The sequence below is a fragment of the Alcanivorax sp. IL3 genome (assembly GCF_047495465.1).
GTDB lineage: Bacteria > Pseudomonadota > Gammaproteobacteria > Pseudomonadales > Alcanivoracaceae > Alcanivorax > Alcanivorax jadensis.
Map to the genome: position 1 here is coordinate 2,113,167 of NZ_CP179931.1, position 21,077 is coordinate 2,134,243.

Annotated in this window: 17 protein-coding genes; 10 read left to right on the forward strand and 7 right to left on the reverse strand. The window is 58.9% G+C overall.

Features of this window, described 5'->3' with window-relative positions:
- Positions 1-3 precede the first annotated feature (3 nt).
- From ACMG4M_RS09875 to ACMG4M_RS09900, 6 genes are all read left to right on the forward strand, one after another.
- Positions 4-1,611, forward strand: coding sequence for a carboxyl transferase domain-containing protein (locus tag ACMG4M_RS09875; protein WP_035244575.1), 1,608 nt, complete (start codon positions 4-6; stop codon positions 1,609-1,611).
- Positions 1,612-1,668: 57 nt separating this feature from the next.
- Positions 1,669-2,442 (forward strand): enoyl-CoA hydratase/isomerase family protein, encoded by a 774-nt coding sequence (locus tag ACMG4M_RS09880; RefSeq protein WP_272963224.1) that lies wholly within the window; start codon positions 1,669-1,671, stop codon positions 2,440-2,442.
- Between the two features lie 93 nt (positions 2,443-2,535).
- Positions 2,536-4,485, forward strand: a complete 1,950-nt coding sequence (locus ACMG4M_RS09885) for an acetyl/propionyl/methylcrotonyl-CoA carboxylase subunit alpha (RefSeq protein WP_414429898.1) — start codon at positions 2,536-2,538, stop codon at positions 4,483-4,485.
- Positions 4,486-4,571: 86 nt separating this feature from the next.
- Complete coding sequence (locus ACMG4M_RS09890) at positions 4,572-6,512, forward strand: acetoacetate--CoA ligase (protein ID WP_414429899.1); 1,941 nt, start codon at positions 4,572-4,574, stop codon at positions 6,510-6,512.
- A gap of 78 nt (positions 6,513-6,590) precedes the next feature.
- Positions 6,591-7,865: a hypothetical protein gene (locus ACMG4M_RS09895; RefSeq protein WP_035244582.1), complete on the forward strand. Its 1,275-nt coding sequence runs from the start codon at positions 6,591-6,593 to the stop codon at positions 7,863-7,865.
- Between the two features lie 88 nt (positions 7,866-7,953).
- The gene (locus ACMG4M_RS09900; protein ID WP_414429900.1) at positions 7,954-9,666 is read left to right on the forward strand and encodes a ShlB/FhaC/HecB family hemolysin secretion/activation protein; all 1,713 of its coding nucleotides are present in this window, start codon (positions 7,954-7,956) and stop codon (positions 9,664-9,666) included.
- 104 nt (positions 9,667-9,770) lie between these two features.
- Here the strand turns inward: ACMG4M_RS09900 and ACMG4M_RS09905 are convergent, their stop codons facing one another.
- A complete protein-coding gene (locus ACMG4M_RS09905; protein ID WP_414429901.1) occupies positions 9,771-10,010 on the reverse strand; it encodes a YdcH family protein in 240 nt (79 codons plus the stop codon).
- A 455-nt stretch (positions 10,011-10,465) separates the two neighbouring features.
- On the opposite strand from ACMG4M_RS09905, the gene ACMG4M_RS09910 reads away from it, so the two are divergent.
- A complete protein-coding gene (locus tag ACMG4M_RS09910; protein WP_414429902.1) occupies positions 10,466-11,410 on the forward strand; it encodes an oxygenase MpaB family protein in 945 nt (314 codons plus the stop codon).
- Between the two features lie 145 nt (positions 11,411-11,555).
- On the opposite strand, the gene djlA is transcribed toward ACMG4M_RS09910, so the two are convergent.
- From djlA to ACMG4M_RS09935, 5 genes are all read right to left on the reverse strand, one after another.
- Positions 11,556-12,374: a co-chaperone DjlA gene (gene djlA / locus ACMG4M_RS09915; protein ID WP_272963228.1), complete on the reverse strand. Its 819-nt coding sequence runs from the start codon at positions 12,372-12,374 to the stop codon at positions 11,556-11,558.
- Positions 12,375-12,377: 3 nt separating this feature from the next.
- On the reverse strand, positions 12,378-13,160 hold the full coding sequence (gene hyi, locus ACMG4M_RS09920) for a hydroxypyruvate isomerase (RefSeq protein WP_035244592.1): 783 nt from the start codon (positions 13,158-13,160) through the stop codon (positions 12,378-12,380).
- Positions 13,160-14,059, reverse strand: a complete 900-nt coding sequence (locus tag ACMG4M_RS09925) for an NAD(P)-dependent oxidoreductase (RefSeq protein WP_414429903.1) — start codon at positions 14,057-14,059, stop codon at positions 13,160-13,162. The genes hyi and ACMG4M_RS09925 overlap by 1 nt, the downstream gene beginning before the upstream one ends.
- Before the next feature lie 148 nt (positions 14,060-14,207).
- The gene (locus ACMG4M_RS09930) at positions 14,208-16,121 is read right to left on the reverse strand and encodes an FTR1 family protein (RefSeq protein ID WP_414429904.1); all 1,914 of its coding nucleotides are present in this window, start codon (positions 16,119-16,121) and stop codon (positions 14,208-14,210) included.
- A gap of 92 nt (positions 16,122-16,213) precedes the next feature.
- Positions 16,214-16,882: a DNA-3-methyladenine glycosylase I gene (locus tag ACMG4M_RS09935; protein ID WP_272963230.1), complete on the reverse strand. Its 669-nt coding sequence runs from the start codon at positions 16,880-16,882 to the stop codon at positions 16,214-16,216.
- A gap of 139 nt (positions 16,883-17,021) precedes the next feature.
- Here ACMG4M_RS09935 and ACMG4M_RS09940 point away from each other — a divergent pair, with 139 nt between their 5' ends.
- A complete protein-coding gene (locus tag ACMG4M_RS09940; protein WP_035244598.1) occupies positions 17,022-18,251 on the forward strand; it encodes a pyridoxal phosphate-dependent aminotransferase in 1,230 nt (409 codons plus the stop codon).
- 111 nt (positions 18,252-18,362) lie between these two features.
- Positions 18,363-18,878 (forward strand): hypothetical protein, encoded by a 516-nt coding sequence (locus tag ACMG4M_RS09945; protein WP_035244599.1) that lies wholly within the window; start codon positions 18,363-18,365, stop codon positions 18,876-18,878.
- Between the two features lie 126 nt (positions 18,879-19,004).
- Here ACMG4M_RS09945 and ACMG4M_RS09950 read toward each other — a convergent pair whose 3' ends face one another.
- A complete protein-coding gene (locus ACMG4M_RS09950) occupies positions 19,005-19,937 on the reverse strand; it encodes a class I SAM-dependent methyltransferase (RefSeq protein WP_052042428.1) in 933 nt (310 codons plus the stop codon).
- A gap of 121 nt (positions 19,938-20,058) precedes the next feature.
- Between ACMG4M_RS09950 and htpX the strand changes: the two genes are divergently transcribed.
- Entirely contained in the window at positions 20,059-20,955 is an 897-nt protein-coding gene (gene htpX / locus ACMG4M_RS09955; protein ID WP_035244600.1) for a protease HtpX, read from the forward strand.
- The last annotated feature ends 122 nt before the right edge of the window (positions 20,956-21,077 follow it).

The following is a 21,077-nucleotide window of genomic DNA, read 5'->3' on the forward strand; positions in this document are numbered from 1 at the left end:
CCTATGCCCAAGATCAATAGCCAGATCAATCCCGCCAGCCCGGAATTCCAGGCCAATCGGGAACACAACCTGACACTGCGCCAGCAGCTTCAGGACAAACTGGACCACATCGCCCACGGCGGTGGTGAGGCCGCCGAGCAGCGTCTGCGCGAACGCGGCAAACTGCCGGTGCGGGAGCGAATTAATCTTCTACTGGACCCGGGCTCGCCGTTCCTGGAGATTTCCGCCCTGGCTGCCGAAGGCGTCTATGGTGAAGACGTTCCGGCAGCAGGCTGTGTGGGCGGCATCGGTCAGATCCACGGTGTGGAATGCATGATCGTCGCCAACGACCCCTCAGTAAAAGGCGGCAGTTACTACCCGCTGACCGTCAAGAAACACCTGCGGGCCCAGGCCATTGCCGCCGAAAACCGTCTGCCCTGTGTCTATCTGGTGGATTCCGGCGGCGCCAACCTGCCCCGTCAGGACGAAGTCTTCCCGGACCGGGATCACTTCGGCCGCATCTTCTTCAACATGGCCAACATGTCTGCCCGGGGCATTCCCCAGATCAGTGTGGTGCTGGGCTCCTGCACCGCCGGCGGCGCCTACGTGCCGGCCATGGCAGACGAAGTGATCATGGTGAAGGAACAGGCCACCATCTTCCTGGCCGGCCCACCCCTGGTGAAGGCCGCCACCGGTGAGGTGGTCACCGCCGAAGAGCTGGGCGGTGCCAATCTTCACTGTGAGCAGTCTGGGGTGGCCGACCATTTGGCCGATGACGAACCCCACGCCCTTGAGCTTGCACGCCGCTCCATCGCGCACCTGAACTGGCACAAACCGGATCAGGTAAACCGTCAGGCGGTACGCCCGCCTGCCTACGATTCCAGGGAACTCTACGGCGTCATCCCCACCACTACCCGCCAGCCCATGCCGGCGCGGGAACTGATTGCCCGTATGGTAGACGGCTCCGAACTGGATGAATTCAAGGCCCGCTACGGCACCACCCTGGTGTGCGGCTTTGCACACATCCACGGCTACCCGGTGGGCATTCTCGCCAACGATGGGGTCCTCTACTCCGAATCCGCCCAGAAAGGCGCGCACTTTATCGAGCTGTGTAACCAGCGAAAGATTCCGCTGCTGTTCCTGCAGAACATCACCGGTTTCATGGTGGGCAAGAAATACGAATCCGAAGGGATCGCCAAACATGGCGCCAAGATGGTCAACGCCGTGGCCTGTGCCAGCGTGCCCAAATTTACCGTGATCACCGGTGGCAGCTTCGGTGCCGGCAATTACGGCATGTGCGGGCGCGCCTACGATCCACGCTTCATGTTCATGTGGCCCAATGCCCGTATTTGTGTGATGGGCGGTGAACAGGCTGCCAGCGTCCTCACCCAGGTCAAGCAGGCTTCGCTGAAGAAGAAAGGTCAGCAATGGAGTGACGAGGAAGCGACGGCATTTCAGGCAGACATGACCGAGCGCTACGAGGAAATGGCGCAACCCTGGTACGCCAGCGCACGACTGTGGGACGACGGCGTGATTGATCCGGCGGATACCCGTGACGTACTCGGGCTGGCCATCTCTGCCAGCTTGAACGCACCGATTGAAGAGACGCGTTATGGCGTGTTTCGGATGTGACGGGGACGCTTGTACGCAGGCACGCTTCACGCAACATGCTAAAACCTGGAGCAGGATATGAGTGTAACAACACAGATCGAAGGCCCGGTGGCCCGCATTACGCTGGACAATCCGGACAAGCGCAACGCCTTCGACGACACCATTATCGCCTCTCTCACCGATGCGTTTGAACACGTCGGGAGCGATGACAGCGTGCGCGTTGTGGTGTTGCAGGCCGCCGGTAACCATTTTTCTGCCGGCGCCGATCTCAACTGGATGCGCGCCATGGGCAAGCTGGATGCGCAACAGAACCGGGATGATGCACTGAAACTGGCGCGGCTGATGCAGGCCATCGACCAAAGTCCCAAACCTGTCATCGCCCGGGTGCAGGGTGCCGCCTTCGGAGGCGCTCTGGGTCTGATCTGCGCCGCTGACATGGCGGTGGCTGCCGACAATGCCCGCTTCTGTCTCAGCGAGGTGAAGTTGGGCATCGTACCGGCTGTGATCAGCCCCTATGTGGTCCGCGCCATGGGCGCCCGCCAGGCCAATCGCTATTTCATGACCGCTGAGGTCATTCCTGCCAGCAAGGCGGTCGCTCTTGGGCTTGCCCACGAAGTGGTACCGGAAAATGAACTGGATGAGGCAGTTAACACCCTCACCAGCGCCCTGCTCAGCGCCGCCCCCCGGGCCCAGATCGCGGCACGCAATCTGATCGCCCGCGTCAGCGACGGCCCTATTGATCAGAGCATGCTCAACGACACCGCCGACCTCATCGCCAAGCTGCGTACCGGCGAAGAAGGCCAGGAAGGGCTGAGTGCCTTTCTGGAAAAACGAAGCCCAAATTGGATCTGATCCACTATCCGTAGGAGCGCCGCTGGCGGCGCGATAACCCATGCCGGAATCGCGCCGCCAGCGACGCTCCTACGGCAGGACAAAGGCAACAACATGGCACAGATAAAAAAACTCCTGATCGCCAACCGTGGCGAAATTGCCCGGCGCATTATCCGCACCTGCCGTCAGCAAGGCATCGCTACCGTGGCGGTCTACTCGGAAGCGGATGCCACCCTGCCCCATGTGCGTGAAGCGGATAAGGCGGTCTGCCTGGGCCCGGCACCAGCGCGGGAAAGCTACCTGGTGATCGACAAGGTCATCGCCGCCGCCAAAGATACCGGCGCCGATGCCATTCACCCGGGTTACGGATTCCTTTCCGAGAACACCGCCTTTGCCGCCGCCTGCGAAAACGCCGGCATCATTTTTGTCGGCCCCAATGCCCGCGCCATCGAGGTCATGGGCGACAAGGCCGCCGCCCGGCAATTGATGGCGACCAGCGGCGTACCGGTATTGCCCGGTTTCGATGAAGAAGGCGCCAGTGATGACGACCTGGTTCGCGCCAGCGAGCAGGTGGGTTTCCCGCTACTGATCAAGGCCGTAGCCGGTGGTGGTGGCAAAGGTATGCGTGTGGTCAACAGCGCCAGCGAGTTCACCGAAGCACTGGCGGCGGCACGCCGCGAAGCCAGCGGCGCCTTCGGCGATGATCGGGTACTGCTGGAACGCTATCTGCCCACCGCTCGCCACGTAGAAGTGCAGGTATTCGCCGACAATCACGGCAATGCCGTGCACCTTTTCGAGCGCGACTGTTCGGTACAGCGCCGCCATCAAAAAATCATTGAAGAAGCGCCGGCACCGGGACTGGACGAGGCCACCCGGGAAGCCTTCGGCCACGCCGCCGTTCAGGCCGCCAAGGCTATTGATTACCGTGGTGCCGGTACCGTCGAGTTCCTTTACGGTCCCGATGGCCAGTTCTACTTCATGGAAATGAACACCCGTCTGCAAGTGGAACACCCGGTGACGGAGATGATCACCGGCGAGGATCTGGTGGCCTGGCAGCTCGCAGTCGCCGCTGGCGAACCATTATCCAAGGCACAGGGTCACATCACACGCCATGGCCACGCCATGGAAGTGCGGCTGTATGCGGAAAATCCGGAACAGGGCTTCCTGCCCTCCTCCGGTCTGCTCAGCCACCTGCGTTGGCCCCATGAGGTGGCCCGGGTGGATGCTGGTTATGAGAATGGCGACCGGGTGGACGATCATTACGATCCCATGATCGCCAAGTTGATCTGCCATGGTGCGTCTCGCAATGAGGCCCGCCAGAAACTGATCACTGCTCTGGAAGCCCTGGAACTGACCGGCATCCATCACAACGCTCCCTTCCTGCACCGGGTGCTCAACGACGATGCCTTTGCCGGTGGCGAACTGGATACCCGTCTTCTGGAACACCGCCCGCAACTGCTGGAGGCCACCGGGACTGATCCAGCGCTGCTGGCCCTGGCCGCCAGCCAGGTATTCGCCGCCAACAACGCCAGCAGTTCCCCCTGGCAAAGCCTGCAGGGCTGGCGGCCGCTGGGCAGGCGTTTCCGGCAGACGCTACTTCAAGTCGATGGCGACCTGGTAACCGTTCGCGAGCAGGACGGCTGTGCCGCCGTGGGCGACCAACAAGCGCCTCTCAGTGCCACTCTCACGGATCACGACATCACCCTGCATTGGGGAAACCTTGGTCTGCGCGCACGCCATGCCCGCAATGGTGATCACACCCTGCTGTTGTTCGTGGCCGGTCAGGCCCATGCGGTCACATTGAACCCCAGCCGTGAGAGTGCCCGGCACGACGAAGAAGCCGGCTTCATCGCGCCCATGAGCGGCACTATCGTGGCCCTGCACGTGTCGGCCGGCGATACCGTTGCTGCTGGCGATGCGGTGATTACACTGGAGGCCATGAAGATGGAGCACACCCTGCGCGCTACGGTGCCGGGGACAGTGCATGACTTTCATGTGGCAGCCGGCGACAGCGTCAGCGAAGGCACCCTGCTGGTGGAATTTGAAGAAACCGCTGACGACTGACAATCGCGGCCTTTCGGCCGCGATGACCAACCTGATTGAAACCGCCGGACACCTGCTGCCGGACACCAGACCCTTGGGAGAACACAATGGCCGCACCGCTTTGGCAACCGGGTGAAGCACAACAGAACAGCCGACTGGCCAGATTCTGGGAACAGGCCCGCCACCACAGTGGCCAGCTGCTGGACGACTACAATGCCCTGCATGCCTGGTCAGTGGAGCAACCGGAGGCATTCTGGCAACAGGTGTGGGACTTCTGTGGTCTGGTGGGTGAGCCCGGCAACACCGTACTCACCCGCCGCGACCGTTTCCAGGACACCCGCTGGTTTCCGCAAGCAACGCTGAACTATGCGGAAAACCTGTTACACCGCAACGATACTCACCCGGCCCTGATCAGCGTGCTGGAAGACGGCACCCGCACCGAGGTCAGTTACGCCGGCCTGCGTGTAGCCGCCGGCAAGGTGGCTGCCCAATTGCAGGCTGCCGGCGTTAAACCTGGCGACCGGGTCGCCGGCTTCATGCCAAATCGTATTGAGACGGTGATCGCCGCCCTGGGTGCTGCCTGGATCGGCGCGGTATGGTCATCCTGTTCGCCGGACTTTGGCGTATCCGGCGTGCTGGACCGCTTCGGCCAGATCGAACCCACCGTGCTGCTAGCCTGTGATGGCTATCACTACAACGGCAAATGGATCGACCTGGGCGAGCGAATCGACGCCCTGCATGATGCCCTGAAACCGGCATTGATGGTGGTGGTGCCCGGCAAGGGCAACAGTACACCGGTGCGACGGGCACTCATCTGGCAAACCTGGCTCGACAGTGCCGGGCCGGCACCGGACTTCGCCGCACTGCCGTTCAATCATCCGCTGTTCATTCTCTATTCTTCCGGCACCACCGGGCAGCCCAAATGCATCGTTCATGGCGCCGGCGGCACCCTGCTGCAGCAGACCAAGGAATTGCAGCTGCATGCGGACGTGGGCGCAGATGACACCCTGTTCTATTTCACCACATGCGGCTGGATGATGTGGAACTGGTTGCTGTGTGGTCTGCATACCGGTGCCACCCTGGTGCTCTACGATGGCAACCCGGCCTACCCGAACACCGCCCGGCTGTTCGATCTGGTGGATGACGAAGCCATTACCCATTTCGGAACCAGCGCCAAGTTCATCCAGGCTGTGGAAAAATCCGGCCTCAAGCCCCGCGAAAGCCATGATCTCGCCACCCTGCGCACGCTCTTCTCAACCGGCTCCCCCTTGCTCCACGAGAGTTATGACTATCTCTATGAGCAGGTGAAAGCGAATCTGCTGGTCAGCTCCATTTCCGGCGGTACCGATATTATTTCCTGCTTTGCTCTCGGCAATCCGTTGCTGCCGGTCTACCGCGGCGAATTGCAGTGCCCAGGCCTGGGCATGGACGTGGCCGTGTTTGACGACGACGGCGAACCGCTGGCGGACAGCAAGGGCGAACTGGTGTGTCGACAGCCCTTCCCTTGCTGCCCGATACAGTTCTGGAACGACCCGGATGGCAGCCGTTTCCACAAGGCTTACTTCGCACGTTTTGACGGCGTCTGGGCCCATGGGGATTACGCCCAGCTGGTGCCCCATGAGCAACACTGCGGGCTGATCATTCACGGCCGTTCCGATGCAGTGCTCAACCCAGGCGGCGTTCGCATCGGCACAGCAGAAATCTACCGTCAGGTGGAAACCCTGGATGCGATCCGTGAAGCCATTGTGGTCGGCCAGGAGTGGCAAGGGGATGTGCGCGTAGTGCTGTTTGTGGTGCTGGCCGATGGCGTCGATCTCAGCGAGGCACTACAGACGCGAATCCGCAAAGCGATCCGTGAAGGTGCCACGCCCCGCCATGTCCCGGCGGTGATTGCCGAGGTGCCGGAAATTCCACGCACGGTCAGCGGCAAAATTGTCGAACTGGCAGTCCGGGAAGTGATCCACGGGCGCCCGGTAACCAACCGCAATGCCCTGGCCAATCCGCAGGCACTTGAACATTTCTCCGACCGCCCTGAGCTGGCAAACTGACCACCCGTTTACCGGGCCATTGACGGCCCGGTTTAAACGCGCATCATGTAGGCTTGTACCGGCCCAGTGATGTAAAACATGAAGAATAATAAACGCTTGCCGACGTTGACGGCCGCCCTGCTATTTCCTCTCCTGGCCCTGTCAGGTCCTTTGCACGCCCAGATCATTACGCTTACCGGCGACACCTTCAAAGTCCTGCATGGAAAGCAGAGCGGGCTCTATTCGTTCTTCACCATGCAAGATGGGCGCCTGGCGCCCGTGCCTCATCAATGGGTGCAATGGTCGGAACAGGGTTACCCCTATTTCGAAGAAGATGACAGCACCAGTCCGGTTGGCGACCCCCTCCGGATTGATGCCGAGGATCGCCTGCTGCTGCGCTTTGAAGATGGTGGAAAGCCCCTTGGCGGCCCGGTCACCGAACAGGTGGCCGCAGAACTGGCCGTGGAACAAGATGGCGAAACCCGTTACTTCTACCTGATCAAGAACGCATACCTGCAGAGTACCGATCGCTACGTGCAGTTCGACCCGCAGTCCATGACAATCAAAAGTACCGACTATGCACTGAGCATGGCAGACGGCAACCTGTTCAACTGGAGCGACTTTTATTTTCGCGGCTTTGAGGGCGAAAACGGTGAGCGCCAGAGCATTCTCGATACCCTCAAACTACGCCTCAGTGCCGGCCTGTTCGGAGAAAACAACAGGATCACCCTGAACAACAACAACCTGGATCCCAAGGTAAAACAGGTCATCAATGGTCCGCTGGCAGCGCTGGTTTACGCGTCCACTTCGGTAACCGTTGCCAAGGTACCCGTGCTGCGCATCAACAATTATTTTCTGGTGATGCCCAAACAGATGGAGATCCATAGTCGCTTTACCTTGCCCGGCATCGCCGAAACTGTAGTGAAGCGCCCGGCACTGGATATTTCCCTGGACGGCAACGGCCTCTATGACAGTCAACTGATGACCAGTTGGACCGGCAATCATGTGGCGGTTACTGACGGCCGTTTGTCCGATGCCGAAAAGGCCATGCTCGACAAGCCCCTTGAGGGTGACAACTGGATCTGGTTCAGCACCGGCCGTGGTTTTGATTTGCTCGCCCAGCTGGCTTTCCTGAAGGGCTTTGATACCCCTGCCCGTCTGCTCTACCAGGATGATGCTTCGCTGGCCAATGACCCGGAGCGTTTTCCTGGCCAGCTTCCCAATGTGGGCTTTTCACTGACGGACATCCCTTTTGGTCAGGAGTTTTATTTTGTTACCCGGCTGTTCTACAGCAAGGACAGCCAGGGGCTTACGCCCGGCAACTATGCCCGCCAGCAACTGGATGAGCCGAGCGCCAGCCTGAAAATGGAATAACATGAAAGAGTGCGAGGTACGGCAGAAAACTTGTCATTCCCGCCGTAGGCTTTGTAGAGTAAAAGCTCTCCCGGTCAGGCGTTCGTTCATGCAGGCACTGTGTCCCGGTACGCAGCGGCAACAACTCTCCCGGGCCGGGTTTGGCATTTCCTGGCTGACGGCAACGCTGTTGTTGTGGCCCTTACCAGGCTTGGCATCCCCGCCCACTGTGGAAAGCTGTGAGCTTGTCTACGAAGACGGGGATCCGGCCCTGTTTGAATTTGTCGAGACCCGCCAGAAAGTGGATTTCAGTCGTTACCAAGGGCGCCCTATCGGCAAGATCCACTACAGCGTGCTTCCCATCTTCAATGAAAACGATCCGGCAGAAGATAACTGGCTCTATCGAACCGCTAATTTTTTGCATATAGAAACCCGTAAGACGACCCTTGAGAAACAAATGATCCTGACGAACGGTGAACCGCTGGATAGAGATCATCTCAGGGAAAATGAACGACTTTTGCGCAGTAACGACTATCTTGTCGATGCGATGATCGTGCCCCACAGGGTGTGTGCGGATCACATTGACTTGCTGGTAGTAACGCGGGATGTATGGACCTTTTCGCCATCTACCTCGGCATCACGTTCTGGCGGTGAGACCAGCACCAGTGCCGGGTTTACGGAAAGTAACTTGTTGGGCAGCGGCCAGCGAGTCGCCGCGGGCTACTTCGATGACGCCGATCGCAGCGGCCACTTTTTCAGTTATCGTAACCCCCTACTGCCCGCACGGATGCAACTGAATCTTAGCTATACCAACGCCAGTGATGGTGAATCCCTCTCCGGCGGCCTAATACGCCCTTTCTATCAGCTGGACAGCCGCTGGTCCGGTGGCGTTGACATACAGCGAGAGAACCTACTCGAACGCATCGAAGTCAACGGTCAGACCGTCAATCGCTTTCGGCAGGAAGATAGCCGTTACGAAGCCTTTGTGGGTTGGTCACCGGGTGTCCAGGAGCAAGCCATTGTCCGCTGGCGGCTAGGGATAACCGACGAGGAGGAACGCTTCAGCGCGGTTCCCGACGAAACCACCTCGCTGCCCGAGGACGAGCGCCGCGTTTACCCTTCGATATCCGTGGAGTATCAGGAGAACCAACATCTGGTAGCCTCAAACCTAAACCGCGCCCAACGTCAGGAAGACATTCGCCTGGGCTGGTATCACTTTGCGCGAATGGGGCATGCCAGCAAAGCGCTTGGCAGTAATGCCGAGTCTGTCATTTTCAATTTCAGCACCAGCAATACCCGCTTTATCCGCAAGCACCATTTGTTTCGCAGTGGATTGTCTGCGAGTGGCCGCTATCAAGACGATGACTTTGTCAGCACCTACTATGGGGGCAACCTCAGTTATTATTATTTCCTTAACCAGAACAACCGCTGGTTTGCCCGTCTGAATGTGAATGCCGGCCGCAATTTGCGCCAGGACGAACAACTCACGATCGGAGGCAACGACAACTTGCGCGGCTACCCCACGGACTATCAGCGGGGTGACCGGCGCTGGGTGTTGTCCGTCGAACGACGCCGCTTTACCAATTGGCAGATTTTCAACCTGGCCTATGTGGGCGGTGCTGTATATGTGGATGCTGGGCAAGCTTGGGAGCAAGGCCAACCCCGCGGTAGCACTCTGGCAAACGCGGGGCTGGGATTGCGTCTCAGCCCCAGCAAGTTCCGCGTGGATCGGGTGCTTCACCTGGATGTGGCAGCACCACTGGTGAACCAGGATGAAGTGGACGATGTCCAGCTCATCGTTACAGGAAGAGTGGATTTCTAGCGGTAACGCCTGAAGCTGAGCAGCGTCAGAACGCCTTTAACCCAACAAGCCTTTCGTGATTTTTAACACCTGACATTTTGATGCGTCAGGTTTCTTTTTTATCTTTAACCATTATTAAGACGATGGTACACCTCATCCTTTAATCGAATACGCTCCCGCTTCAAACGTTCCATATCAAGGTCTGCAATCGGGCTCTCACGCATTTCCAGGCCCCGTATCTGCTTGTCCAGCTTGTCGTGCTCCATCACCAGCGTCTTGAAACCGGGATCATTTCTCACCAGTTCGTCAATCTTCTGGCGCTGATCCGGAAATTCATGGTGGATGCTGTGATTCTCTCCCAACATGGACATTTCTCCTTTGCGGTAACGTTCAGTAACCCGGCAAGGGCTACGTCTCACTCTCCGACACAAAAAACTGCGCCACTGTTCCCGTACATCATTAAATCACCACATTTCCTGATTAGATTCAATCAGGCAGGCCCCTAGGATGAATAGGGAGCCTCTGAATCACTCCTTGCATGCTCAGTCTTCCTGGCTGGCTCTCCCCTTCGGCCAAGGTGTAAAGAGCGGCGAGATTTTGAAGGTGTCCCCCCAAAGGGGATTGAGATATGTCCATCCGTCGGCTCTGCACCTTCAAGACGCAACAACGAGTGCGGGCCAGCCAGGAAGACCCGGAGGGCGGGGTCTGAAGGGCACGCTGAGTACGCAAGGAGTGATTCAGAGACTCCCCAGAGCGCTACGTTGTCACCGGGCAGCTCGGTGGTAGTTGGAGACCCACACTGCACAAAGGAGACGTGCACATGGCGTTACCGCAATTACTGACCCGCGACCATATCCAGGCCGGCCTGTTCCAGGCCAGCGAACAATGCCATCAGCCCGATGCGGGCCTGTTCGGCCCCGGCTCCATCTGCTGGCAGCTGATGCGCGAGAACCTCACCTCCCTGGCACACGGTCGAGTGGTACTGTTGGCCCTGGCGGACAGTCGTCTGTCCCAGTTACTGGCGGATTCCCATGACCTGGTACAACGGCTTCAGCACACCCAGGTATTCATGCTGAAACTGGTGTTCGGCAACCTGGACCAGGCCTTGCTGACACTGGACAGCCCACGCATGCGACGCAAGACCCTGTTCGACGTGGATGACAGTGAAACCCTGCTGTATGCGCTGACGGCCTGGATGGATTCCTGCCTGACGGTGTACCAGGAGATCATCGAGCCGCTGAATACCGCCCACCAGGAACGGTTGTTCGAGGAAACCATGTTGCTGGCGCAGGTCATGGGAATTCCCGAAAGCCGGCGACCGGCAGACTGGCACGCCCATCGGCGCTGGTGGAAACGTCGGCTCAACCACCATGGCCCGATCAGTGATCGACGCCGCCAGCTGGGCCACAGCCTGATTCGCGAGCAGGGCTACCCGGGGCGACTGCCCTATGGCCCCTACCTGCCGCTGGCCTCTTTCCAGATCCCTGAACACCTGAGACAGACATTTCGGTTACCGCAAACCGGTCTGGACAACAACCGGGCCTACCAGAAGCACCTGAACCGGCTAATGGACATCACCCGCCGACTGCCACCACGATTGCGCTTTCAGCCCGCCTATCACGAAGCCAGCCAGCGTCTGGAGGGCCGGGCTCGTGCCGATCTGGCAACCCGGTTGCTGAATCGATGGTGGACCGGAGAAAGCGATCTGGTGAGCAGTGGCTGGTCGATCCCAAAAGTGGACCGGCTACCCAGCGTGAGCTATTGACGAAACGCAACAGCCCCGCGCGGCACGCGGCGGATAACCGTTGGAGCTTTGCTTGCAAAGCGAAGGATCAAAGCAACCTCCTCGCTGGAAGATTCGCTTTGCAAGCAAAACTCCAACAGTGCACGTCTTTCGTGTTGTGGGCCGCCTATTTAAAACCGCGGTTATCCTTGATCATGTCGTAAGCCTTACTGATTTCCGCGGTTTTCTCGGTGGCCATGCGGATCATCTCGTCCGGCACCCCTTTCGCTGCCAGTTTGTCCGGATGATGTTCGCTCATCAGCTTGCGGTAGGCCTTCTTGATTTCCTGGTTGGACGCAGACTCACTAACACCCAGCACCTTATAAGCTTGTCCCAGGGATGGCCGCGATGGACCGGCAGAGCTCTGCCCGCCTCGATAGGCACCGCCTGCACCGGAGAACTGGGCCTGGGCCAGCAGCATGTTGAGAATCTGCTGAAACTGGGCCCGCGGCACACCCAGCCCTTCGGCAACCCGAACCAGAATTTCTTCTTCCGCCTCGTGGATCTCACCGTCCGCCAGGGCTACTTGCAGCAGGACTTCAAGCAATACCAGTATCAGTTGCTTGCGGTGTTTTACCGTACTCGCGAATTCAGCGACGGTTGCATCAAGAGGGAAGTCAGCCTCTTTACCACGATTGAACAGGGCAATGGCTTCAGCGCGCTGTTCCTCGTTGAGCTGCATGCGATCCATCACTGCCCGGGCCTGGGCGATTTCATCCTCGCTGACCCGGCCATCCGCCTTGGCCAGATGGCCCATGATGGAAAACACCGTATCAAACAGGGCCTTCTGCACTTCCGCCTGCTGCGGGCGAACGTTCTGCACCTGGGCGGCGCCTTTGTCGAGCATGTGCCCGATCAACACCCCGATACCCAGGCCGATGGGCCCTCCCACCAGCATCCCCAGCAGGCCGAGAATAATTTTGCCGCCCCAGTTAAGTTGCATCATTAATCAGTTAATCCGTGGTCTGAACCAGCCAAGACTGGTTTCGGTGTCCTGTTGCGGACGATACTCCGCACTGACCCAGCCCTGATAATCAAGCGCATCAAGGTGGGCAAACACCCTATCAAAATGAATTTCGCCGGTACCCGGTTCATGGCGTCCCGGATTATCGGCAAACTGAATATGTCCTATATGGGGACAAAGTCGCGAAAGGGAACGGCACAGATCCCCCTCCATGATTTGCATATGGTAGAGATCGAACTGGAACCGGATATTCTCCCGCCCCGCTGCCTCGATGACCGTCATGGCAGCAAGAGACGTATCAACAAAGAACCCCGGCATGTCCACTTTCGAGTTAATCGCTTCCACCGTCAGGGTCATTCCTTTCGCCGCCAGCAGATCAGCGGCAAAACGCAGGTTTTCCACCAGGGTCTGGAACGCCACATCAGCAGGCAGAGACTCCGGCCGAATGCCCGCCAGACAATTCATCCGCGGGCAATCCAGCACCTCGGCATACTCCAGGGCCTGAAACACCCCTTCGCGAAACTCCTCCACCCGGTCCGGCAGGCAGGCAATACCGCGCTCACCGGCCTGCCAGTCCCCTGGCGGCAGATTGAACAGTACCTGGGTCAGATGATGCTGTTGCAGCTTTTCCGCCAAGCTCGACGCCGGCCAGTCATAGGGAAACAGATATTCCACACCCTGAAAGCCAGCGTCAGCAGCGGCGGCAAAGCGGTCCAGAAACGGCAACTCGGTGAACAGCAGGGAAAGATTGGCGGCAAAGCGTGGCATCAGTGTTCCTCGTCAGCATTGCCTAGTCGGACGCCATTGAGCCGCTCCAGTTCCAGCAACAGGCCACTGTGATCCACCTCGCCGTTGCCGCTGGCGAGCAATGCCCGGTATTGCTCGAACACCCGCTGACTGAGCGGCAATGTCAGGCCTTCACTACGGGCCTCATCCAGGATCATGCGCAGATCCTTGAGCTGAATCCGCGCCGGTGCACCGGGCTCGAAATTGCGCTGCAGCATACGCTCACCATGCTGTTCGAGAATCTTGCTGCCGGCAAAACCGCCCAGCAGGGCCTCACGAACCTTTTCCGGCCGTGCCCCACCCCTGGCTGCCAGCAACAGGGCTTCCGACACCGCGCCAATGGTGATGCCGACAATGGCCTGATTGGCGAGCTTGGCCAGCTGACCGCTACCCACCGGGCCGATATGCGTCACGATGCCCATGGGTTGAAGTACCTCAGCGGCACGCACGAAACTCTCGTCGCCACCGCCGGCCATAATCGACAGGGTCCCTGCTTCCGCACCCCGGGTTCCCCCGGACACCGGCGCATCCAGATAAGCCCCGCCTTGCGCCTCCACCAACGCCCCATGACGGCGGGCCATGGCCGGCTCGATGGAGCTCATGTCGATCACCAGCGCACCCTGGCGAAGCTGGTTAATGGCACCACTCTGATAGAGCACCTGGTCCACGACTGTGCCGTTTTCCAGCATGGTGATCACCACATCCGCCTCGGCAACAGCCTCCGCCGGACTGGCAGCCAGACGCGCACGGTCGGACAAGGCTTGCGCCTTTTCCGGGGTCCGGTTCCAGAGAGTCAGGGAAAAACCGGCATCCAGCAGACGGGCCGCCATGGGGGCGCCCATCAAGCCGATGCCGAGAAAACTGATTTTGGTTTGTGACATGGCAGTACCGCTTTCACGCACCACAGCGCCAAAGGCGCTCGGGACAGGGGAATCTCTGGAGCGCCAGAATATCGACGCTCCAGAAAGAGGCAGAGGTAATTATTCCTGATTCTGACCTATTAGACACGCCCACAGGCCAGTAAAAGCGCTATGCCTGTTGCCTGCTACCCCGCAACCACAACACGACGCCCAGTATTACCGCGATCATCTGCGCTACCACGCCTTGCAACGTAGGGAAGACACCCAACCATTCAATGGTGGGAACGCCCAGATAAAACGCGCTCAATACGCCCGCCTCCTGCAGGGCGGCAATGCCGCGGCCAAGCAGTACCACCGACAACACCAGCAATACCAGACTGGTTACCCGGAAGAACAGGCCAAGAGGCAGCTTCATGCCAATACGGAAGAACAGGAAGCAGACCACAGCCAGCCCCAGAACGGCCGCTGCGATTCCATAGAAAAGGAAGGCCTGAGTCACCATCGTCACCTGACTCCACAGCGCCTGATAGAACAGGATCGTTTCGAAGATTTCCCGGTAAACGGAGATAAAGGCAACGAACGTCAACACCCAGACCGTACCACTGCCCAGAGCATCATCTACCTTGCTACGGATATAGCCCATCCATTTCTGACTATTGCTGTTGCTGTGCATCCAGAAGCCTACGTAGAACAGGATCAGGGCAGCAACGACGCCCGCCACCCCTTCCGTCATTTCCCGGGAAGCGCCGCTGAACGTGACCAGCGAATTGGCCGCATACCAAGTCAGCCCGCCGGCTACCAGAGCAGCAATCCAGCCCAGATGAATATGACGGGTGGCGCTTACCGCGTTGGCCTTGCGGGTAAAGGTCAGCAGAGCCGCCACCACTAACAGGGCTTCAAGCCCTTCACGGAACAGAATGAAAAAGCTGGCAGAGAAGGTTGCCGCAGGGCTCAGGCCATCCCCGGACAGGGCATCCGCCGCCTTCGACAGGGAGGCCCGCGCCGCTGTCACTCGCTCGCTCACCGTATCCGCCGCTCGGTTACGATCGATGGCTTCACGCACCGCCATGAAATCCGCTTCGGCCACACGCATAAGGTCCCCATCCACTGCCGCAAGCTGCTGTTCGATCATCTCGAAGCCGTCCAGATAGGCGGACAGGGCAGCGGCCCGGGCCGCCTGACGATCACCGCTGCGGTAGGCGCTTTCGGCTTCCTGCAAGCGTTCATCACTCAGGGCTATATAGCGGTTTTTGTTGAACAACGCAGACGGCTCCCGGCGCAGATACCCCAGGGCCGCATAGGCCTGTTCGCCCTGCTCTTTCAACACATCTTCCGGCGCCTGGGCCACCAGGGTATCCAGCGTCAGTGATGTCTTCATGCCGGGGATCTGGTTGAAAGCTGTCTTGCCGGTTTCTGCCATCTCATCGCTGACCGCTTTGGCTCCCACGAAGAACGCCAGCGCCCAGCGGTCTTTGTCACTTAGGGTATCGCTGTAAGCGCCCATACCGGTGCCATCCACTCCCTGGGTGATGGTGGTATGCAGGCCCAGCAACGAGCGCCCGTTGTAGCGGGTGACTTCCGTAAAGTTGGTGGGAGCCGGTTCCAACGCCGCGCCAGCAGGTCCATCACCCCGGCCTTCGGCGCCATGGCAGGCGGCACATTGGGTTTGATACAGCTCGGCGGCGCGCTCAAGATCCGGTGCCGCTTTTGGCGACACCGGGATGCCGTAGACGGTGACCAGGGTGGCACGAATAGACTGGGTCAGTTCTTTGATACGGGGTTCCACGGCCTTGTCGATCACCGCCCTTTGCAGGGCATCCGCCTTATCCTGCAAGTCTTGCTTGCCATCAGCGGCAGGTAGCTGAGCCACCCCCTGCGCCAACAGGGCCGTAAACTCTTCCATCTCGGCGTATTCTTCCGGGCTGACGATATCGCCATCCACCACGGCATTGATGTAATCCGCCCCAACGTACTCCACCAACTGCACCAGAGCAGTCTGGTTGCTGGCAAACGCAGGCGAATTAAGGAAGAAGATCGAGATCAGAACAGCGGCGAGGCGCACCGGGATGGGAACAGCAGCCATGAAATGAATCCAGTTCAATGTGAAAAGGAGAGTCATTATCATTTATCTGAGTAAACCCATCAAGGCCGACCCTACACCGACGCCCCTGCACATCAGCCGATCGTAAAAGCCAACACCTTACTGATATGGGCCTGGGGCCAGCCACTCTCCTGCTGCCAGACATTGAACGCCGCCTGAGCAGACCGCTGGTCACGCTGGCTGGCCGGGGGTTTGTCGATGATATTCTGGGCCTTCAAGGCAGCAATCACATCACCGGTGGGGTACCAGGTATCACGGCCCACCATGCGCAGGAAGGCGGCTCCGGAGTTACCACCCAGTTGTTTACCGCGCTTTTTGAGCAGCAGCCACATTCCCACGGTGTCATCCGCCGGCCAATCCGCCAGCCAGTTGCCAACACTGCCGTACTCCTCGGCCAGATCCAGCACCAGCTGAGCATTATGGCGAATGGCTTTCATCTTGCCCCAGTGGCGAATCAGGCGCGTGTCCTGCATGCGCTCGTCCAGCATGCTATCCGGCATCAGCACCAGCTTTTCCGGATCGAAACCGAAAAAAGCATCCTCGAACGCCGGCCATTTGTTGTCCACCAGGGAATGCTTGAGCCCGGCCCGGAAAATGCGCCGGGTCAACGCCGAAAAGTAGAACGCATCATCACGGTTGCGCAAAAGCCCGGCATCCGCCACGCCAGGCAGTTCCGCCTTGACCGCTTTTAAAGACCCCTTGCGGTTTACCGCCAGGGCTAACAAATCCTTGAATGGGGTCACGCTCTGCTCCGGTTGCGTTTTGTTTCTAGTAACTCGATAACTGGATCCGCGATGCAGTCACGGATTCAGGTCGATATACAGTAATTTGGGGACATTGTAGAATCAGCCTCTTGGCTCTATCCAATTCAACGGGACCGGCATGACCATCGACCAATACCACGTCAACAAATCCGACAAACTGCGCGGTGTATGTTACGACATTCGCGGCCCGGTGCTGCGTGAAGCCCATCGCCTGGAAGACGAAGGTCACCGGGTGATCAAGCTGAACATCGGCAATCCTGCGCCCTTCGGCTTCGAGGCACCGGAAGAGCTGCTTCAGGACGTGATCAGCAACCTGCCGGATTCCACCGGGTACTGCCACTCCAAGGGTCTGTTCCCGGCCCGCAAGGCAGTGATGCAGTATACCCAGACCAAGGGCATCGAAGGCGTCACCGTAGATGATGTGATCATCGGCAATGGCGTGTCCGAGCTGATTGTCATGTCCATGCAGGCCTTGCTCAACAGCGGCGATGAAGTGCTGTTGCCGGCACCGGACTACCCCCTGTGGACCGCTGCCGTGCGCATGTCCGGCGGCACCCCGGTGCACTACCTGTGTGATGAACAGCAAGACTGGCAACCGTCACTGGAAGATATTCGTGCCAAGGTGAACAAGAACACCAAGGCCCTGGTGATCATCAACCCGAACAACCCCACCGGCGCCAACTACGAGCCGGCCATGCTGCAGGAGTTGTTGCAGATTGCCCGGGAAAACAACCTGATCGTGTTCGCCGACGAGATCTACGACAAGATCCTCTACGACGGCGAGGTGCATACGTCCATCGCATCCATGGCCGACGATCTTCTGTTCATCACGTTCAACGGCCTGTCCAAAAATTATCGCGCCGCCGGCTTCCGCGCTGGCTGGATGGTGATATCAGGTGCTAAACACCGGGCAGAGAGCTATATCGAAGGGCTCGATATGCTGGCCAGCATGCGCCTGTGCGCCAACGTACCCAGCCAGCATGCGATCCAGACTGCTCTGGGCGGCTACCAAAGCATCGGCGATCTGGTGTTGCCCACCGGGCGCCTGGGACGCCAGCGGGATCTGGCCTGGGAAATGCTCGATTCCATTCCCGGAGTCAGTTGCGTCAAACCCAAATCCGCCCTGTATCTATTCCCGAAACTGGACCCGAAGGTGTTCCCGTTTGAAGACGATGAAGCCTTTGCACTGGATCTACTGCGCGAAGAAAAGGTCCTGATCGTTCAGGGTACCGCCTTCAACTGGCCAAACCCGGATCACTTCCGCGTGGTGTTCTTGCCCCGGGTGGATGACCTGGAAGATTCCATCGGCCGCATTGCCCGTTATCTGGATCGGGTACGAAAAAAATAACAGGGATTGATTCCCGAACCGACTTGCAGAAGCGTCGCTGGCGGCGCGATTCCAGGCGTTAGTGATCGCGCCGCCAGCGACGCTCCTGCATTTGCTTTCAAAGAGCCGCCCATGTCACACCTGCACATCGACGACTTCAGCCACGACGTTGCCCGCATCCTCATGCAGGCTTACATGAGCTTCCCGCGCCCCGGCGCGCTGTACGTGGAAGACATTATCGGTCCTACGGAAGTGGACGATGTGGGCTTGCACAGCAGCCGTCACATGGCCTGCCTGGGCGCCATGCTGTGGCTGGCAGAGGAAGGGTTGCTGCGTTATCAGGCGACCATCTTTCAGGAAGGTATTGAGCAGTCCGTGCTGACCAACAAGGCTTTTGTATTGTTGACCGCCATCAGTGAGCTGCGCTTTGACAACACCGATCCGTCACTACCCGCCACCGTCAAGCACGAGAAAGCGACACTCGCCGAGCAGTTCCTGCAGGCCATCCGTGCTCAGGATTCAGTGCGTACCACAGCGGTAGTGCGTTATCTGCTGTCACGAAATCCGGAGCCGGTACAGGCCGAAGAATTTGCCGATCTGCTCAAGCATGATGACAACCCGCATGTCGTCACCGAAGACGGCTTCTAAACCTCGTACGTTGCCGCTACGTAGGTTGCACAGAGCCTAAGGCGAACTGCACCGATCTGGCGTTGGGATGGTGCAGTTCGCCTTAGGCTCAGTGCACCCTACGGTGGCTATTGCAAATGCAGGAGATCAGCTATCGAGCTCCGCCGGCCGCCGGTAGTGGTAGTGCACCGTCTTCAGCGCAGGCTCCCCGGCTTCATCAAACCCCGGCGCTCCCGGTAAACGCCCTGCCAGCTCTGCTCCCGGCAAATTCTCCTCCACACAAGCTTCCAGCCAGCCATAATCCAGCCAGGGCGCATTCACACAGGCAAGAATCTCCGCCTGCGGCGCCAGCAGTTTGTGCAGCTTCTTCAGCAGCTTCGGGTAGTCCTTTTCCACCATGAAACTGCCTTTCTGGGCGCTGGGAGGATCAATCACGATGATGTCGTAACGGCCCAGACTGTGCAGTTTTTTCCAACTTCGGAAAATGTTGTGCGGCAGATAATGCACCTTGGCATCCTTGAACCCGTTGAGTCCATGATTCTGCTGTCCCAGTCTGAGTGCCGGGTCGGAGAGATCAATATTCACCACCGATTCAGCACCGCCGGCCAAGGCCGCAACGGAAAAACTGCAGGTAAAACTGAACAGGTTGAGGACTTTCTTGCCCTCGGCACGCTCACGAATCCAGCGCCGACCTTGAGCCATATCGGCAAAGAAACCCAGATTCTGTCCGCGCTGGAAATCCAGCTTGTAGACCAGCCCGTCTTCCTCTGCCAACGGCGACTCGGGCAGTTGGCCGCACACCAGCACATTCTCCGCTTGGCCATCATAGCGATGCTGAACGACCAGGGTGTCACAGCCCAGGGCGACCAGTGCGGCTGTCAGGCTGGCTTCCAGCGCCTGCAGGATGGCATCGTCCTGGGCCCGGAATACCGTGGCCACCAGCACCGGTGCAAAACAGTCAATAGTCAGCCATTCCAGAGCCGGCACGGTTTTCCCCCGGCCATGAAAAAGGCGGTGCCGGGTCGGCGTGGAGGGAACCAGATAAGGGGCAAGCAGGTCTGACAGTTCGGTGAGTTGCATAGGATCGGAAAGGCAGTGATAGAGACGTGGCAGGATGCAATTTTGCCACGCAGTATACCTTGCCTTCCCCTCCTTCGCCCCCATACTTGGCATTTCCGATGACACGTGGAGACAACCGACGATGATGCGCATTGCGCTTTATCTGCTGACCAATATGGCGGTGATTGTGGTCGCCAGCATTACCCTGAGTCTGCTCGGGGTGAATTCCTATTTTGCCGCCAGTGGCTCGGGGCTGGACCTGACCAGCCTGCTGATCTTCAGTGCGGTGTTTGGCTTTGCCGGCTCGCTGATTTCCCTGTTGATTTCCAAGCCCATGGCCAAATGGTCTGCGCGGGTAAAGATCATCGAGCAGCCCGGCAACGATGCCGAACGATGGCTGTTACAGACAGTGAAAGAGCTGTCTGGCAAGGCGGGGATCAAAATGCCTGAAGTGGGTATTTTCCCGGCCCAGCAATCCAACGCCTTTGCCACCGGCTGGAACAAGAATGCCGCCCTGGTAGCGGTGTCCCAGGGCCTGCTGACCCGTTTCCGCCCGGAAGAAGTGCGCGCGGTACTGGCCCACGAGATCGGCCATGTGGCCAACGGCGACATGGTCACCCTGAGCCTGGTCCAGGGGGTGGTAAATACCTTCGTGATCTTTGCCGCCCGCGTTGTCGGCTATGTGGTGGACAGCTTCATGCGCCGTGACGGCGGGGGCGGTCTGGGATTCGGTTACTACATCGTGGTAATCGTGGCGGAAATCATCTTCGGCATCGCCGCCAGCGCCATCGTCATGTGGTTCTCCCGCTTCCGGGAATACCGGGCCGATGTGGCAGGCGCGCAGCTGGCAGAGCGTCGTGACATGATCTCTGCCCTGCAACGGCTGAAAGCAGAATCACAGATGCCCAACCAGATGCCGGATACCCTGGTGGCCTTCGGTATCAACTCCGGCCTGGCCAAAGGCTTCAAGGCCCTTTTCGCCTCCCACCCGCCGCTGGATGATCGTATTGCAGCATTGCAGGAGAAGCGGCACGGGTGAGAGTTAAAATTGACAGTTGATAGTGGACAGTTGACAGCCACGCGAGAGAGGTTGTCTTTGTTCAAAAAGGAAGAGGCCGCGTATAAAGACTGGACGCGGCCTCTTCCTTTTGAGTAACCAAC

What these genes read in the sequence shown, in the direction of transcription:
- ACMG4M_RS09950 (WP_052042428.1), bottom strand. Translation starts at nt 19,937, where the DNA reads ATGCAACTCACCGAACTGTCAGACCTGCTTGCCCCTTATCTGGTTCCC.
- hyi (WP_035244592.1), bottom strand. Translation starts at nt 13,160, where the DNA reads ATGCCACGCTTTGCCGCCAATCTTTCCCTGCTGTTCACCGAGTTGCCG.
- ACMG4M_RS09945 (WP_035244599.1), top strand. Translation starts at nt 18,363, where the DNA reads ATGTCACACCTGCACATCGACGACTTCAGCCACGACGTTGCCCGCATC.
- ACMG4M_RS09925 (WP_414429903.1), bottom strand. Translation starts at nt 14,059, where the DNA reads ATGTCACAAACCAAAATCAGTTTTCTCGGCATCGGCTTGATGGGCGCC.
- htpX (WP_035244600.1), top strand. Translation starts at nt 20,059, where the DNA reads ATGATGCGCATTGCGCTTTATCTGCTGACCAATATGGCGGTGATTGTG.
- ACMG4M_RS09900 (WP_414429900.1), top strand. Translation starts at nt 7,954, where the DNA reads ATGCAGGCACTGTGTCCCGGTACGCAGCGGCAACAACTCTCCCGGGCC.
- ACMG4M_RS09905 (WP_414429901.1), bottom strand. Translation starts at nt 10,010, where the DNA reads ATGTTGGGAGAGAATCACAGCATCCACCATGAATTTCCGGATCAGCGC.
- ACMG4M_RS09880 (WP_272963224.1), top strand. Translation starts at nt 1,669, where the DNA reads ATGAGTGTAACAACACAGATCGAAGGCCCGGTGGCCCGCATTACGCTG.
- ACMG4M_RS09875 (WP_035244575.1), top strand. Translation starts at nt 4, where the DNA reads ATGCCCAAGATCAATAGCCAGATCAATCCCGCCAGCCCGGAATTCCAG.
- ACMG4M_RS09885 (WP_414429898.1), top strand. Translation starts at nt 2,536, where the DNA reads ATGGCACAGATAAAAAAACTCCTGATCGCCAACCGTGGCGAAATTGCC.
- ACMG4M_RS09910 (WP_414429902.1), top strand. Translation starts at nt 10,466, where the DNA reads ATGGCGTTACCGCAATTACTGACCCGCGACCATATCCAGGCCGGCCTG.
- ACMG4M_RS09895 (WP_035244582.1), top strand. Translation starts at nt 6,591, where the DNA reads ATGAAGAATAATAAACGCTTGCCGACGTTGACGGCCGCCCTGCTATTT.
- ACMG4M_RS09930 (WP_414429904.1), bottom strand. Translation starts at nt 16,121, where the DNA reads ATGGCTGCTGTTCCCATCCCGGTGCGCCTCGCCGCTGTTCTGATCTCG.
- ACMG4M_RS09890 (WP_414429899.1), top strand. Translation starts at nt 4,572, where the DNA reads ATGGCCGCACCGCTTTGGCAACCGGGTGAAGCACAACAGAACAGCCGA.
- djlA (WP_272963228.1), bottom strand. Translation starts at nt 12,374, where the DNA reads ATGATGCAACTTAACTGGGGCGGCAAAATTATTCTCGGCCTGCTGGGG.
- ACMG4M_RS09940 (WP_035244598.1), top strand. Translation starts at nt 17,022, where the DNA reads ATGACCATCGACCAATACCACGTCAACAAATCCGACAAACTGCGCGGT.